18 protein-coding genes and 1 tRNA gene are annotated in these 15043 nt (G+C 56.7%); 9 read left to right on the top strand and 10 right to left on the bottom strand.

All coding sequences use genetic code 11. From position 1 onward, the window contains the following. A complete protein-coding gene (locus tag ATE40_RS05590; protein ID WP_063919156.1) occupies positions 1-1086 on the bottom strand; it encodes an efflux RND transporter periplasmic adaptor subunit in 1086 nt (361 codons plus the stop codon). A 145-nt stretch (positions 1087-1231) separates the two neighbouring features. Between ATE40_RS05590 and soxR the strand changes: the two genes are divergently transcribed. Next, complete coding sequence (gene soxR / locus ATE40_RS05585; protein ID WP_063919155.1) at positions 1232-1708, top strand: redox-sensitive transcriptional activator SoxR; 477 nt, start codon at positions 1232-1234, stop codon at positions 1706-1708. A gap of 40 nt (positions 1709-1748) precedes the next feature. Here soxR and ATE40_RS05580 read toward each other — a convergent pair whose 3' ends face one another. From ATE40_RS05580 to ATE40_RS05560, 5 genes are all read right to left on the bottom strand, one after another. Continuing rightward, a complete protein-coding gene (locus ATE40_RS05580; RefSeq protein WP_063919154.1) occupies positions 1749-2819 on the bottom strand; it encodes a fimbrial protein in 1071 nt (356 codons plus the stop codon). An 18-nt stretch (positions 2820-2837) separates the two neighbouring features. Continuing rightward, complete coding sequence (locus tag ATE40_RS05575) at positions 2838-5330, bottom strand: fimbria/pilus outer membrane usher protein (protein WP_063919153.1); 2493 nt, start codon at positions 5328-5330, stop codon at positions 2838-2840. Positions 5331-5345: 15 nt separating this feature from the next. Further along, positions 5346-6041: a fimbrial biogenesis chaperone gene (locus ATE40_RS05570; RefSeq protein WP_063919152.1), complete on the bottom strand. Its 696-nt coding sequence runs from the start codon at positions 6039-6041 to the stop codon at positions 5346-5348. A gap of 49 nt (positions 6042-6090) precedes the next feature. Beyond that, complete coding sequence (locus ATE40_RS05565; RefSeq protein WP_019456255.1) at positions 6091-6675, bottom strand: fimbrial protein; 585 nt, start codon at positions 6673-6675, stop codon at positions 6091-6093. Positions 6676-6855: 180 nt separating this feature from the next. After that, the gene (locus ATE40_RS05560) at positions 6856-7467 is read right to left on the bottom strand and encodes a LuxR C-terminal-related transcriptional regulator (protein ID WP_063919151.1); all 612 of its coding nucleotides are present in this window, start codon (positions 7465-7467) and stop codon (positions 6856-6858) included. Positions 7468-7868: 401 nt separating this feature from the next. On the opposite strand from ATE40_RS05560, the gene ATE40_RS05555 reads away from it, so the two are divergent. Next, positions 7869-8648, top strand: coding sequence for a winged helix-turn-helix domain-containing protein (locus ATE40_RS05555; RefSeq protein WP_063919150.1), 780 nt, complete (start codon positions 7869-7871; stop codon positions 8646-8648). Beyond that, positions 8649-9131 (top strand): hypothetical protein, encoded by a 483-nt coding sequence (locus ATE40_RS05550; RefSeq protein ID WP_019456258.1) that lies wholly within the window; start codon positions 8649-8651, stop codon positions 9129-9131. A gap of 90 nt (positions 9132-9221) precedes the next feature. Here the strand turns inward: ATE40_RS05550 and ATE40_RS05545 are convergent, their stop codons facing one another. Both ATE40_RS05545 and ATE40_RS05540 read right to left on the bottom strand, forming a co-directional pair. Further along, positions 9222-9437 carry a hypothetical protein gene (locus ATE40_RS05545; RefSeq protein ID WP_019456259.1) on the bottom strand — a complete coding sequence of 72 codons (216 nt, stop codon included), beginning with the start codon at positions 9435-9437 and terminating at the stop codon, positions 9222-9224. Between the two features lie 228 nt (positions 9438-9665). After that, positions 9666-9753, bottom strand: a tRNA-Ser gene (locus tag ATE40_RS05540). Positions 9754-9981: 228 nt separating this feature from the next. Between ATE40_RS05540 and yccA the strand changes: the two genes are divergently transcribed. Together yccA and tusE are read left to right on the top strand one after the other, a co-directional pair. Then, entirely contained in the window at positions 9982-10641 is a 660-nt protein-coding gene (gene yccA, locus ATE40_RS05535) for an FtsH protease modulator YccA (protein WP_004928091.1), read from the top strand. A gap of 111 nt (positions 10642-10752) precedes the next feature. Beyond that, complete coding sequence (tusE, locus tag ATE40_RS05530) at positions 10753-11082, top strand: sulfurtransferase TusE (protein WP_049235530.1); 330 nt, start codon at positions 10753-10755, stop codon at positions 11080-11082. Between the two features lie 34 nt (positions 11083-11116). On the opposite strand, the gene yccX is transcribed toward tusE, so the two are convergent. Beyond that, the gene (gene yccX / locus ATE40_RS05525; RefSeq protein WP_025160338.1) at positions 11117-11395 is read right to left on the bottom strand and encodes an acylphosphatase; all 279 of its coding nucleotides are present in this window, start codon (positions 11393-11395) and stop codon (positions 11117-11119) included. A gap of 93 nt (positions 11396-11488) precedes the next feature. On the opposite strand from yccX, the gene rlmI reads away from it, so the two are divergent. After that, a complete protein-coding gene (gene rlmI, locus ATE40_RS05520; protein WP_063919149.1) occupies positions 11489-12679 on the top strand; it encodes a 23S rRNA (cytosine(1962)-C(5))-methyltransferase RlmI in 1191 nt (396 codons plus the stop codon). A 60-nt stretch (positions 12680-12739) separates the two neighbouring features. After that, on the top strand, positions 12740-13057 hold the full coding sequence (hspQ, locus tag ATE40_RS05515; RefSeq protein WP_004928104.1) for a heat shock protein HspQ: 318 nt from the start codon (positions 12740-12742) through the stop codon (positions 13055-13057). 57 nt (positions 13058-13114) lie between these two features. On the opposite strand, the gene ATE40_RS05510 is transcribed toward hspQ, so the two are convergent. Next, entirely contained in the window at positions 13115-13528 is a 414-nt protein-coding gene (locus ATE40_RS05510) for a CoA-binding protein (RefSeq protein ID WP_063919148.1), read from the bottom strand. A gap of 255 nt (positions 13529-13783) precedes the next feature. On the opposite strand from ATE40_RS05510, the gene ATE40_RS05505 reads away from it, so the two are divergent. After that, entirely contained in the window at positions 13784-14449 is a 666-nt protein-coding gene (locus ATE40_RS05505) for a DUF2057 family protein (protein WP_063919147.1), read from the top strand. Between the two features lie 123 nt (positions 14450-14572). Beyond that, complete coding sequence (locus ATE40_RS05500) at positions 14573-15031, top strand: methylglyoxal synthase (RefSeq protein ID WP_063919146.1); 459 nt, start codon at positions 14573-14575, stop codon at positions 15029-15031. Positions 15032-15043: the final 12 nt, after the last annotated feature.

The raw sequence follows: 15043 nt of genomic DNA, 5'->3' as shown, positions 1-15043 counted from the left end.
TCAGGAACCGGCCTGGGCGGCGCTCAGGGTATCCTGCGCCACCGGCTCGGCCGCCATGCCGTCACTCAGTTTGAGCTGGCCCGAGGTCACCACCCGCTCGCCTTCCTGCAGGCCGCTGACGATCTCGACGCGCCCGTCATTGCGTTCGCCCACGGTGACCGAGACGCGCTTGACCACCATGCCCTTTTCACCCTGCTGTGCGACGAACACGGTATCGCCGTACGCCGTATAGGTCAGCGCCGTTTCCGGCACCGTCAGCACCGCCACGCGCTGTTGCTGCGTGACGCGAATGCCGGCGTACATGCCGGCCTTCAGCAATCCCTGGCGGTTAGTCAACGTCGCCTGCACCTGTACGGTGCGAGATTTGCCGATCATCGGATCGATAGCGGTAATAACGGCGGGGAAAGCGCGATCGGGATAGGCGCCGACCTGCACCGATACCGCCTGGCCCAACGCCAATCCGGCGCTGCTTTGTTCGTCCAGCGAGAAATTGACCCGCAGCGTATCGGCATCCACCAGGTTGGCCACCGCCTCGGCGGCGTTGAGGTATTGCCCTTCATGCACGCGGCGAATGCCGATGACGCCGGAGAACGGCGCGCGGATCGCCTTCTGGGCGATTTTGGCCTGCGTTTCCTGCACCGCACCGAGCGCCATATCCCGTTCAGCCAGCGCATCGTCCAACTGCTGCCGCGCGGTGGCGTTAAGGTTCATCAGCTTGCGCATGCGCCCCAGCAGCAGATCGGCATTGCGCAGCTGCGCCTGCAGGCGTACCAGCTCCGCTTGCTCGACCGCATCGTTGAGCTGCACCAGCAGTTGCCCCTGCCGCACCGTTTGGCCGGACTCGAACAGAATGCGCGTGATGCGGCCGCTGGTCTCCGCCGCGACCTCCACCTGGCTGGCCGCTTCCAGCTCGCCCACGCCGGCATAGCTGCGCGCCGTTTGTTCACGCAGGGCCGGCGCCAGCGCCACTTTTACCGGCGGATAGGCCGGCGCGCCTTCGCTTTGCCGGGCGGTGGAGCGCATCGCTACCGCAGCGACGGCGACCGCCGCCAACAGTGCGGCAATAATGAGGTATCGTTTCATCATGTAACGGTTTCTTCCTGATTTTACAGCCAAAGCCATCCTTCCCCCGACGCAGCGCAGGCAGGTGACGAGAGATGCCGGTTGCCAAGCCCGGCTGGCTGCACTATAAAACCTCAGGTTAACTTGAGGTCAAGCTAAGGGATGTGGAATGGCAAGAAATGAACCGATTGACAACTATCGGCTGCTGACCGTGGGAGAGGTGGCGAAACGCAGTGGCGTAGCAGTGTCCGCTTTGCACTTTTACGAGAGCAAGGGGCTGATTCAGGCGACGCGCAACGCCGGCAACCAGCGCCGCTACACGCCGGTGGTGCTGCGTTACATCGCGGTGATCAAGATCGCGCAAAGCGCAGGCATTCCGCTGGAGGAGATCCGCGCCACGCTGGGCCGCTTTTCCGCCGGCAGCAAGCTGACCTCGGAGCAATGGGGCGTGTTGTCCTCCGCCTGGCGCAAAACGCTCGATGAGCGCATTCAACGGCTGACCATGCTGCGCGACCATCTCGACGGCTGCATCGGCTGCGGTTGCCTGTCGCTTGCCGACTGCCCGCTGCGTAACCCAAACGATATTCTGGGCCAACAGGGCACCGGCGCACAGATTCTCGAACATGGCGCCGGAAAGGACCGATGAGCGAGACGGCGGCTCACCGGTGCTTCCCAGCCCATTCCTCTCAGGGATAGATGATGTTCAACGTAGCCGAGGTGTTAATTTCCCCCTGCGTGACGCCATCGCGCTGATAAGGGTAATAATAAGCGCCCATGCCGATGATGAAGTGACTGTTCAGGCTGCCGCCGGCGGCGACGTGAAACAGCGAGGTGGCGCCGCCGCGATCGACGTTGGAGGGCGACAATACCACCGGCAAGCTCGGCATATCGCGCTTGACCAGCCGCAGGCCCACCCCTTGCGCACCGCCCGCATTGGCATTGGTCAGTACGCTGGCGTCAGAGGCCAGCAGGTTATTGCTGGACAGGAACATCTCTACGGCGCGATCGGCGATGCCTTCCTGCTGCATGTTCTGGCAGCTGATGGTGAGCGAGAACGGTGTGTAGCCGGGTTGGCTGTTATTCAGCACCTGCGCCACGCCCATTTTGGGCAACCTGACCGTCAGGCCGGCATTGTCGAAACGACAGGTGGTGGTTTTCGGCGCGTATTTGATGTTCATCGGCTGGCCGTACATGTCGCGATCGTCATAAGGCCAGTTGCCGGTAAGCAACCAGGTGAGCAGTTTCCCTACTTGTTCCAGCAGCCAGAACGGCAATTCCAGAATGCCGATACCGGTCACATCGCTCACCAGTAAAACGTCATCAAGCATCAAGGTATCGCCCAGCACCACCCGCCCGTCTTTGGGTTTTTGCACCAGCGAATAACGAATGGTCATCGGCGAGTTTAACTCTGACGCGGAGTGTTCCCCGCGCCCCCTCAACGTTCTGTCGCTTATCTTGTTGGTGATTTCCGCTCGGACCCACTGTTGACCGTTGTTAAAACCGAAAATCGCGGCCTGCGAATCTTTCGGCGAAAGCTTGATGGTGTAGGAAAAGTTGCTTTTGGACTTGCTGCAGTTAAATGTGCCGGTGTACTGGGTATTATATTGCGCCTCCCAGACCGGCGTATTGGCGCTCAGCTTGTCGGAGAGATCAACGAAAATCGGGGGCGCAAACTCCGCTCCTTTGCCATAGCAGGAAGCATAGCCATAGCTGCTGAACAGCCCGGACAGCAGCAGTAAAGAAATCAGCCTGATCATAGGTTCGATTATCCTGTATTAGCGGCAAACGCCGGGCGACGCATCCAGCGTCAGAGTAGGTTTGGCGATGCGGCAGCGGCCATCGCGCAGTTGCACCGTCAACGCCGTTGGCGGCTGTTCGGCGCGCAGATACAGCACGCTGGCCTGGCCGACAAAGCCTACCGACCGATCGTGTTCATCCAGCACTTCGGCGCCGAACGGCAGCGGCGCGCCATCGGCGCGTTGCGCCCGTTGCTGGAATGGCCGGCGTTGATCGGTTTCGAATTTCAGGTAGCTGACCGCGCCGTAGTAAGGCACGTGGTTGGCGACGTTGCCGCTGATTTCCGCCCCGCTGCTGTGGCCGGTATCCGATAGCGTGATCGAGTTTTGCCGGTACGGCGTGGCGTAGGGCACCAGCGCCAATCCTTGCGCGTTGGTGACGATGCTTTCGTCGCCGTTGACCATCAACCCCGCAGCCTGCGGCGCCTCCACCACCGTCATGGTGTTACCGATTTCGTTCGACGCCAGCAAATGCCAGGGGATCGCCACCAGGCTGCCGCGTGCGCTGAGGCCGCTCTGACGATAATCGTTGCCTTCGCTGTAGGAGACGCCCAGCGTCGAAGCGCGAGCGCGATAGGCCGCATTGACGCTGGCCATATTGTCGCCGCCGCTGCGGTTGCTGCCGCTCAGCGAGTAACTCAGGCGGTTGGATTCCAGCGCGTTGCCGCTCAGGCTGACCGTGCTTTGCTGATAGTGGGAGTCCGTCGCCGACAGACCGGTGCTGAGATAGGCGTTGTTGTCGAATACCGACAGCGGCAGGCTGAATGACAGGTAATAGCGCGTCTCTTCTTCACGCTGGCTGTTGCGCACCCGGCTGGCGGAAACCGCGTAGCTGACGCGCCCCAGATTGTTGGAGTAGCCCAGCTGGTATTCGCGGCTCTTGGCGTTGGCCGTCCAGTAATCGCGTTGAGAGCCGGAGAAGAACAACGTGCCCCAGCCTTCGTTCAGGCGCTGGTTCAGGTTAAGCGTAAAGGTATTTTTCGGCCGCGCGGAACGCAGCGCATCCCAGGTGTTCATATCCAGTTCCGATACACCCTCTTCGTCGCGCCAGCGATCAAATTGCCGCTCCAGTTGGCGATAGCCGTCATTGGAGTAAATGGCGTCGGTAAAGCTGTAGTAACCGCGGGTGGAGTAACGGTAGGCCGCCAACGTGAAGTTGGTGGCGGTGACATCGAGAAATTTACTGTAGGCGATGCGAAAGCTCTGCCCGCTTTCGCGGCGATTTTTCAGACGGGTATCGGCATGCGTCAGATCGATGGACACCGCCCCAATCGGCAGGTTCCAGCCGCTGCCGAGCAGCCAGGCCTGATAATCGTCGCTCAAAATGCTGCCGGCATAGCCGGTCACCAGGTTATTGAAACCATACTGCAAGGTGCCTTGCACAAAGCCGGGATCGTAATCGGTATTGCTTTCGTTAACCTTGCCCGCCAGCACGCTGTATTGGCCGACACCCTGCTTCAACATGTTGGGCACGGCGGAAAACGGCACGCTGAACGACTGCTCGCGCCCATCCGCTTCTTTGACCGTCACCCACAGATCGCCCGCCGAGCCGGTAGGTTGAATGCTGTCGAGCGTAAAGGCGCCCGGCGGCACGTTTTCCTGATAGATGACGTTGCCGTTCTGCACCACTTTCACCAACGCGTTGGTTTGCGCCACGCCCCGAACGATCGGTGAAAAACCTTGCTGCGAGTTGGGGCGCATGCTGATGTCCGACGCCAGCGCCACCCCGCGAATGCGCACCGAGTCGAACAGATCCCCCGGCGAATAAAAATCGCCGACGGTCAGGTTGGATTTGATGTCGGCGAAGCCGCGCTGCAGATAGCGCGTGTTGTTCTGCCAGTGACTACCGCGCCCGCTGCCGTGGCGAAAGCTGCTGCTGTCGCGAAATTGCCAACCGGCCAGGTTGATCCCTGACTCCAGCCCGGTATAGAGATCGTCATTGTTGCTGCGATTGCCGTCGCCGTGCGTCTCTGCGTGATAGTAGGTCGCGTTGTAGGCCAGCGTCAGCGCTGAGATGCCGCGATTCCAAAAGGCGGGATCGACATACCCCGCCTCCGACCGGTTGACCCGCGCCTGCGGCACCGTCAACCGCAGGCTAAGCGCGCCGACGTCCATATCAAACCGCCCGCCCTGTACCAGCGTGGCGATTGGCAGCGTCTCCTGGGGCGCCTGAGGTGCCGGCAACCGGCTCAGATCGATGCCCAGCCGCTGCGCATCCCGGTAGTCGATTTGAATATCGTCGCGCTGGGCGCCAAACAGCAGCGCGTAGCGCCCTTTCCAGTCATGGTTGACATACACATCGATCTCCTGCCGGCCGGCAGGCATGTCATTGTTGAGATAAAAACGCGAAAGATCGGAATCGCGCGATTCGCCGGCCAGCAGCGAAGTATCGAACGTCACCGCCCAGGCCGTGTCCGGCAACAAGAATGAAGAGGCGGTCAGCAACGAGAGGACTTTTTTATTCAGCTTCATTGTTGTTCTTTCAGGTTAGTGTGCGGTGACGGCTTTAGACTTGTAAGCCCCCAGATCGTCGATATACATCAGGTCATAGCGGGCGTTTTTAGTGACCGATCGTTTGCTGGCGGCAAACTGGGTGGAAAACGGCGCAACCATGAGCGAGTCAACCAGCAAGTGTTTGTCCGCGCCCTGGCCGATATTCGCTATCGTAATGAAATACGGGCTGCTGTTGGTGACGTCGAACCCTTTGCCGTTGGCTTGCAGCGTCAGTTTTTCCAACGCGCTTTCTACGCCGCGGGTTAACGCCGGCGGGCGGTAGAACAGTTTGATGCGCGACTTGATCGCCAGCTGCAGCGTGTTGGTGCCCTGCAGGTTTTCCGGCGTCGGCGGGATATCCAGCACGTTGAGATAGAACACCGATTCGCGATCCGCCGCCAACGCGGCGCCGACTTTCTGAATTCGCAGCTGCTGGCCGCTATTGCCGTTGACCTTCACCACCGGCGGCGACAGCAAAAACGGCACATTGGCGGTTTCCGGGGTGGAATTGATATCGCCGTCGTCGATCCAGGCCTGAACCAATGAGGGGTCGGCGCCATTGTTCAGCAGTTGGACAATCACGTCCTTGTTGTTTGCCGGATAAATAACCCGCGTCCCGTTAACCACCACGTTGGCCTGAGCGCCAACGGCAGTGAGCAGCAACGCCGCCATCATCAAGTATTTTTTCATCGTTCCCCCGAGTGGCCAGGCCCGGTCAGGGGCCTGGCGGTCAGCGTGATTACAGGTAAGAAATGGTGTAAGTCACGTTGGAGCTCAGAGCGCCCACTTTTGCCGCTTCGGCGTTGGTTTTGTAGTAGTACGCATCCAGCGTCAGGGTTTCCGAATCCGGCGCCGTTTTGTCGCCCATGATGTCGGTGACATACGGCACGTTCAGTTGGATCGGCGTAGAAGAACCGGTTTCCGCCAGAGAGAAGCCCACGTTCTTCGCGACGGAAGCGTCGTTCTCGTTGACCGAGTTGTTCAGCAAATATTTGCCGTCAGTGGAAATGTTATCCGCGGAGGAGAAGTAAATTTTCAGCGGGGTGCCTGCCGTGCCGGCCGCCGGCGAACAGCCGGAGAAGGTCAGCGAGAAGGACTTTTTGTTCTTGGTGATTGGCCCAACGGCGTTACCGGCATCGGTCACCGAGATCGGGCTCAGCGCTACGGTGAAATCCGCACTTTTGCCGCCGTTGATGGTACAGGTGGTGTCGGTAATGGCACCGGTAAAGTTAATGACGCCACCGGCGGAATTATCTTCAGCGAAAGCCGTAGGCGCAGCGACCGCAGCCGCCATGATTGCAACAGAAAACATCTTCTTCATCATGATGATAAAACTCCATAACAGTTTGGTTTGAGAGAATAAATAAAGCGGCCGCTGCCGGCGGGATGAAACAGTCCCTTCCCGTAATACAGAGGCAAAAAAATAGCGATCACATTCCTGTTTTTATAAAAACCAATAAATAACGTGATGCATCCACCAGGAATATAAGCGAGAAATAGCCCCCTACCTCTCTCTTATAAAACCGGAAGAAATCCCCAACAAATTATGCACCCGGTTTTCCAGGCCCATTTTGCGTAACGCACTGCATTTCTGCGTGCTGACGGTTTTTACGCTTTTATCCAACATTTTGGAAACCTGAGTCACCGTATAGCCAAAAGAAAGCAAATGGAGAGTTTCCGCCTCGCTTTCCGTCAGGCAATGTTTCGCCGCGCGAACCGGTCTATCATCTATCTTTTGGGGCGATGCTGAGCAACGGAGAATATCGGCCAGTAATAATGCCAGAGACTGGCTCATATTAGATACACTGTCCCGTTTGTCGAACACCACGACATCGTGCCAGAAGGATCGACATAGCAGGCGGCGCATCTCTTCCGTTGCAATAAAAAATTTAAGCCCGTGAATGGACGGTAATAAGGTTACCGCCACGCTGAAACGCAACATGCTTTTTACCGCGTCGTCAATAACCAGAATGTCATGACAACGACTTCCCATTACCAATGGCAAATCGCCGTAACAGGTAATAACGTGTTCTTGATGATAAATCCTTGGCGTCAATATTCTCTTGACCGCCTCTCTGAAGAACAGATTTTCAGATACAATACCGACACTGAGCATATCCCCTCCATCCGTGGCTTAACCAGAACACGTCATCATCACTGAAAAAAACACTTTTACGGAAAATTCTTATTACCAGATAAACATAGAAAATAAGCCACATGCACAGGGAAGCCCTGTTCCGTACAGCCAGGATAATTCTGCACCAAACCGCCACCACTAGAAAGATTATTTTTTATAACAGAAATTTTAATAACAATAATCTAAAAATATTAAAATTATTAGCACAAACCACTTAAAACATCATTCATCACACTCGAGGTCAGACATTGCGCCCAGCGTAAAAATAAAAAACCAACCCGCTTCACTTGTGAATTCCGCCATAATCCTTGACCTCCTTGCCTTTTACCTAAATACTAGCCGCGCATTGGAAGCCTATATCCTTATAAAAACCTGCAAATATGAAATACATTATCGATCTCTGCGTGATCTATGACGCAAGCACCTGTTACCTCCAGCTTATTGATAACCATGAGTCATCAATACGAATATCCAACCCGGCATCACGACTGCTAATTGAAATGCTGACGCATCCAAACGTTCCATTAAAACGCGAGGTATTGATACAGAAGGTATGGGAAGAATACGGCTTTACCGGCTCGTCAATCAGCCTGAATGTCGCCGTGAGTGAAATAAGAAAAGCCTTCAAGCTGCTGGGAAGGGAGACGCCTCCCATAAAAACCATTGCCAAGGTCGGTTTTTGCTTTACCGCGTTGGTTGAAATACACTCCCTGCCTCTGGTAGAGGAAATACCCTCCCAGACGCCATTGCCGACCGAGACATTTCCTTCCCCACGCCGCAATAACGCGCTAAAAAGGCTGAGACTCTCGCCAACCGTCATTATTATCGGCCTGCTCTCCACACTATTGATGATGGCGATGTTCTATCCGATTGAATTTCCCAAGCAACTGCAGCAAGAATTAATTGCGTTGGGAAAACAAGACAACTGCACTCTGTATTCACTGGATGCCGAAAAACACATCGATAATGAAGCGGAAAAACGCATGGCGGAGAAGATATTGCAGCTCAGCAACGTAGATTGTAAGAAAATCAGCGCCGACGTGTATTTTTCGATGCGCAGACATACGCTGAGTTATGACACATTTCTCGGCGTTTGTTACCTGGGAAATGAACATCAATACACTCAGTGTGTGACCTACAAAATACTCAACGGTAAATAAATGACGGCCTTGCGCACCCCCAAAGCAGTGATTATCGGCTTGTCAGCCGCGATTATTCTTATTGTCATAGTCCGCGTCTTCACCCTGCGTCCCCCCTCCTACATCAACTGCAAGGCGGAGACGGTGACTCGGAAGCTGTTGGCTTCAGGCGACGCTCTCGATCTGAAAGTGTCGGGCAGCTTGTTCATTTACGATGAAGACAGGGCGGTGATCGTGCAACGCGGCGATATCACCCTCAGGGGTAAAACCTACAATCTGGACCAGAAACTCATCTTTAAACTCAAAAAAATAGGCGATGGCTTTTATATGACGACGCAACGTGAAGTGATCAAAAGCCCCGACGACAACGCACCGGATGAGCTCACCAAGGAGATCCCCATGATTTCTCTCGGCATTAAGAACGGGTTCTTTTCGATGCGAAAAGTACGACAGGACGCCTATATCATGCACGGCGTGTTGTTCCCCGTCGCGATGTGCCGCTAACGGACGCTCATCGCGCAAACCAACAGGGACAGGAAAGGAAAATCAACAGGGGCGCTATCGTGATAAACGCCCCCGGCGGCAGCAACGCGCTTATTGAACCGAATTCTCCGCGCGGGTAATGCCATGTTTTTTCATCACCTCTTCCATGGTGAGATTCTCGTCATACGGCTTATCGTCCACCACGACGTCCTGCGGGCGCACATAAGGTTTGGTCGCGCGTTTGAACATCCACCACCATACGAATACCAGGAAAGCGCCGGACTTCAGGAAGATCATGGTCCATAGGGCGACTTGATACCAGTTCATCTCTGTCTCCATAAGAGCATTACGCAAAATTGATAAGGCGGCGTTGATTATTACGCCGGTCACGCCTGACAGCAGCAGGCAGCCGAACGGCCGACCTTGGTGACCGCATAATCTCACCGATGCGTGGCCCTTATCAATAGCCGAACGCGTTTACTGCCAAAGCGCGCCGGTTTCTCCGCACGCAAAAGCAAAAAACCCCGCGCTCAGAGAGCGCGGGGTCAGAATGTATGGCGGAGGAGCAGAGATTCGAACTCTGGAACGGTTTCCCGTCGACGGTTTTCAAGACCGTTGCCTTCAGCCACTCGGCCACCCCTCCGCAACGACGCGCACTATAAACAGAGCTTATTCGCTTGTAAAGCCCGGCGGCGTTCAACCGCGCGAAAAATCGGCGACGCTCATGCAAGCGGCGAACAAACGCGCAGCCGCTCCCACGCGGTTGCAATAATGATAACTAAGGGTAAAGATTGGTAAACAGACTTTAATCAAACGCTTGCGCTGCCTATCATCGGGATTATTTTGTGATGGCTTGATAAGAGAGAGCATTATGGACCGCATTGTCGTCTCGTCTTCCTCGCGCGACTCGCTGCTCAGCACGCATAAAGTCCTGCGCAACACCTATTTCCTGTTATCCCTGACGCTGGCTTTCTCGGCGTTGACCGCTACCGCCAGTACGATGTTGGGCCTGCCGGCGCCGGGCTTATTGCTGATGCTGGTCGGCTTCTACGGCCTGATGTTCCTGACGCATAAGCTGGCCAACAGCCCGGCGGGCATTCTGGCGGCGTTCGCGCTGACCGGGTTCATGGGATATGCCCTCGGCCCGATCCTCAGCTCGTTCCTGAACGCCGGCGCGGGCGATCTGATCATGCTGGCGCTGGGCGGCACAGCCGCGGTGTTCTTCTGCTGCTCGGCCTACGTGCTGACCACGCGCAAGGACATGTCGTTCCTGTCAGGCATGATGATGGCCGGTTTTGTGGTGCTGCTGGTGGCGGTGATCGCCAACCTGTTCCTGCAGATCCCTGCCCTGCATCTGGCGATCAGCGCGCTGTTCATTCTGTTCTCCGCTGGCGCTATCCTGTGGGAAACCAGCAACATCATTCACGGCGGCGAGACCAACTACATTCGCGCCACCGTTAGCCTGTACGTGTCGCTCTACAACATGTTCATCAGCCTGCTGAGCATTCTGGGCTTCGCCCGCAGCAACTGATAGCACGCTACGCATGCCTTCCAGGCCCCGCTCCGGCGGGGCTTTGTTTTTTGCGGCCGAAAAAATTTGCTAAACTGGCGGCCGTTCCGAATTATCCGTTATCGAGGCAGTATGTTGGAGTTTGAAGGTCAGATTATCGACACTGACGCGCAGGGCTATCTGAAAAACAGCGCCGACTGGCATGAGGGCCTGGCGCCGCTGCTGGCCGCGCAGGAAGAAATCGTGCTCACCGAAGCACACTGGGAAGTGGTGCGCTTCGTGCGCGACTTCTATCAGGAATTCAATACTTCGCCGGCTATTCGCATGCTGGTCAAGGCCATGGCGCAGAAATACGGTGAGGAAAAAGGCAACAGCCGTTACCTGTATCGCCTGTTCCCGAAAGGGCCGGCCAAACAAGCCACCAAGATAGCCGGGTTGCCGAAGCCGGTGAAATGCATCTGACTGCACAGCCTGCAGCGCAGCTGCAGGCGAGCGTTTAATAGCGAATGCCGAACCCGGCGTAATCGGCCACGCCCTGCGGCTCCACCAGCACGCGTTCGACACGCGCGCTGCGCGGGCCACCCTGTTTCAACCATGCCACCAGCTGATCCACCTGGGCCTGAGCGCCACAGGCCACTACCTGAACGCTGCCGTCATCAAGGTTGCGCGCATAGCCGGTCACGCCCAGCGCCTCGGCCTGCCGCTGGGTGGAATAGCGAAACCCAACCCCCTGCACTACGCCATACACATACGCAGCAATGCAAACTTGTGTCATAATCGCCCCCTTAATTCAGTTTTCATTATGGCATTGCCGTGCCTTTGCACCGCCGTGTCACTCTTTCTATCCTAGCTGGCAGCATTATTAATTATGACCGTACGCCTGTTTCTCGCCAAAGGACGTGAAAAGTCCTTACTCCGTCGCCACCCTTGGGTGTTCTCCGGCGCCGTTCAACGCGTTGAGGGTAAAGCTCTCTCCGGTGAAACCATCGATATTCTCGACAGCCAGGGCAAATGGCTGGCTCGCGGTGCCTATTCGCCCGAGTCGCAGATCCGCGCACGCGTCTGGACCTTCCAGCAGGATGAAGAGATTAACATCGATTTCTTTATTCGACGCCTGCAGCAAGCGCAAAGCTGGCGTGATTGGGTCGCACAGCGTGACGGTCTGGACGGATATCGCCTGATCGCCGGCGAGTCCGACGGCCTGCCGGGCATCACTATCGATCGCTTCCAGAATTTCCTGGTGCTGCAGCTGCTGTCCGCCGGCGCGGAATACCAGCGCCCGGCCCTGCTTTCCGCCCTGCAGCATTGCTACCCGGAATGTTCGATTTACGATCGCTCCGACGTCGCGGTGCGCAAGAAAGAAGGACTGCCACTGGCGCAAGGCCCGGTATTGGGCGATCTGCCGCCTGAGCTATTGCCGATCACCGAACACGGCATGAAGCTGCTGGTGGACATTCAGCAAGGGCACAAGACCGGCTTCTACCTCGATCAGCGCGACAGCCGCCTGGCGGCGCGCAACTACTCCGCCGGCCGTCGGGTGCTGAACTGCTTCTCCTACACCGGCGCCTTCGCCGTTTCCGCTCTGATGGGCGACTGCGCGCAGGTGATCAGCGTGGATACCTCGCAGGCGGCGCTGGATATCGCCAAACAGAACGTCGAGCTCAACAAACTGGATTTGAACAAGGCGGAGTTCGTCCGCGACGACGTATTCCAGCTGCTGCGCAACTACCGCACCCAGGGCGAGAAGTTCGACCTGATCATCATGGATCCGCCGAAATTCGTTGAGAACAAGAACCAGCTGGCCAGCGCCTGCCGCGGCTACAAGGACATCAACATGCTGGCGCTGCAGCTGCTGAACCCAGGCGGTATTCTGCTCAGCTTCTCTTGCTCCGGGCTGATGCCGACCGACCTGTTCCAGAAAATTTTGGCCGACGCCGCTGTAGATGCCGGACGTGATGTACAATTTATAGAGCAGTTCCGGCAGGCCGCCGATCACCCGGTGATCGCCACATACCCTGAGGGGCTGTATCTGAAAGGCTTCGCTTGTCGGGTGATGTAACTTGAAATGCGCTGCCTTGCCCCCATATATGAGCAAGGCATTGTTTCTCAGGAGGTCATCATGATTGCCAGCAAATTCGGTATCGGACAACAGGTTAGACATAAACTGCTGGGGTATTTGGGCGTCGTGATCGATATCGACCCCGAATACTCTTTGGAACAACCCAAAGCTGACGAGATAGCGGCGAACGATGAACTGCGTTCCGCCCCTTGGTACCACGTGGTGATGGAAGACGAGGAAGGCCAACCGGTGCACACTTATCTGGCAGAAGCACAGCTGGATGGCGAGCCCCAGGAAGCCCACCCCGAGCAACCATCGCTGGATGAGCTGGCGGAATCCATCCGCCACCAGCTACAGGCGCCACGCTTGCGCAATTGACCGCGCCAAGACCTGAGAAACCCGAGAGGGCCTGGCATCACGCCAGGCCCTTTTTATTCAGCGCTCCAGCCCCAAACGCGGGATGTCGATTTTCGGACAGCGATCCATCACCACCTGGAGCCCGGCCTGTTGCGCCAGCTCTGCCGCCTGGTCGTTAACTACCCCGATCTGCAGCCACAGCGCCTTGGCGCCGATCGCTATCGCCTCTTGCGCCACGCCGTACGCGGCCTGCGAATTGCGGAAAACATCGACCATATCCACCGGCTGCGGAATGTCTGCCAGCGTCGCGTAAACCTGCTGGCCCAACAGCGTCTGCCCCGCCAGCTTTGGGCTGACCGGGATCACCTGATACCCTTGCGCCAACAGATAAGCCATCACCCCGTAGCTGGGCCGCGACGGATTATCGCTGGCGCCCACCAGCGCGATGGTTTGCACCTGCCGCAACAGCTCAACAATGTCTTGATCTTGCATCTTCAACTCCCGTTTATCACTGCGTCACTCTCCGTTTCGAGTGTAACCGATCGGCCTTCTCTCGGCTAAACGCAACGCGTGCGAAACTTCAGCGCGATCTTATGGTCTGAGGCTGTCGCGGTTCAGCTGTGCATGGTCGTGTCTAATCGCGATAAAATATGTGAAAATGTAAACAAAATACCCGATTGAAAAATTTTGACACAACCTGTGCCATGTTCAACACTTAGAGCTACGTCACTTTATAAGGAGATAATGATGAAATTTGGTCTGGTGGTTGCGGCGTTGATCAGCATCAGCATGCCTGCCGCGGCTACGACCCTGAAACTCTCCCCGGACATCGACCTGCTGGTGGTCGACGGCAAGAAAATGACAGGTTCGTTGTTAAAAGGCGCCGACAGCCTTGAGCTGGATGGCGGGCAGCATCAATTGCTGTTTAAAGTGACCAAAACCCTACATTCTGGCCAGCATGCGCAAACCTACGCATCCCTGCCGCTGATCGCCACCTTCAATACGCAAAAGATCAGCCAGGTCGCGATCGAAATTCCGCGTATTGAGAACGATCGTGACGCGCAACGCTTCGACAAAACGCTGAATTACCTGGTGGTGGACAAAGGGGGCAACGCCCTGCCGTTCAAACAGGATGTGCTGCATCCCGACAGCGTGACCTTCAATGCCGATTTGGAAAAGGTGATGACGGATTACAACCGCCAAAACCGTCCGGCCTCCGTCCCGACCTTCGTGCAGGCGAACGCCGGCAATGCCCCGGTCTCCCCGCAGGCCGACTCATCGTTAAATGCCCCGACGGTGACGCTGAAAGGCGAAAACGTATCGGAGCAGATGCTGCAATACTGGTTCCAGCAAGCGGATAAGGAAACGCAAAAGCGTTTCCTGCGCTGGGCCAATAAGCAGCCGGTGCGCTGAACCCGCCTCGGCGCCTTTACCCGCAAAGGCGCCGTTTCTTCGCATTTTCTGGTGCAAACGCTAGGCAGTGAAAAACAGTTTCAGTAATCTGTCGCACATCCCCGATTAGCGAAGGACATCGAGATGGAATTGACCACCCGCACTATCGCCGCGCGCAAACACATTGCGCTGGTGGCGCACGATCACCGTAAACAGGCCCTGCTGGAGTGGGTAGAAAGCCACAAAACCATTCTGGCGCAGCACCAGCTGTATGCTACCGGCACCACCGGCAACCTGATCCAGCGTGCCAGCGGCATTCCTGTCAGCAGCATGCTAAGTGGCCCAATGGGCGGCGATCAGCAAGTCGGCGCACTGATTGCGGAAGGCAAGATAGACATGCTGATCTTCTTCTGGGATCCGCTGAATGCGGTGCCGCACGACCCGGACGTGAAGGCGTTGTTGCGGCTGGCGACCGTATGGAATATCCCGGTGGCCACCAACCGCTCAACCGCGGATTTTCTCATTGACTCTCCGCTGTTCAAAAGCGAAGTGGAGATCGCCATCCCCGACTATCAGCGCTATCTGCAAGATCGCCTGAAATAGTCCTCGCGGCCT

It is taken from the genome of Serratia surfactantfaciens, from assembly GCF_001642805.2.
Lineage (GTDB): Bacteria > Pseudomonadota > Gammaproteobacteria > Enterobacterales > Enterobacteriaceae > Serratia > Serratia surfactantfaciens.
This window is presented reverse-complemented; position numbering and strand designations above follow the sequence as displayed.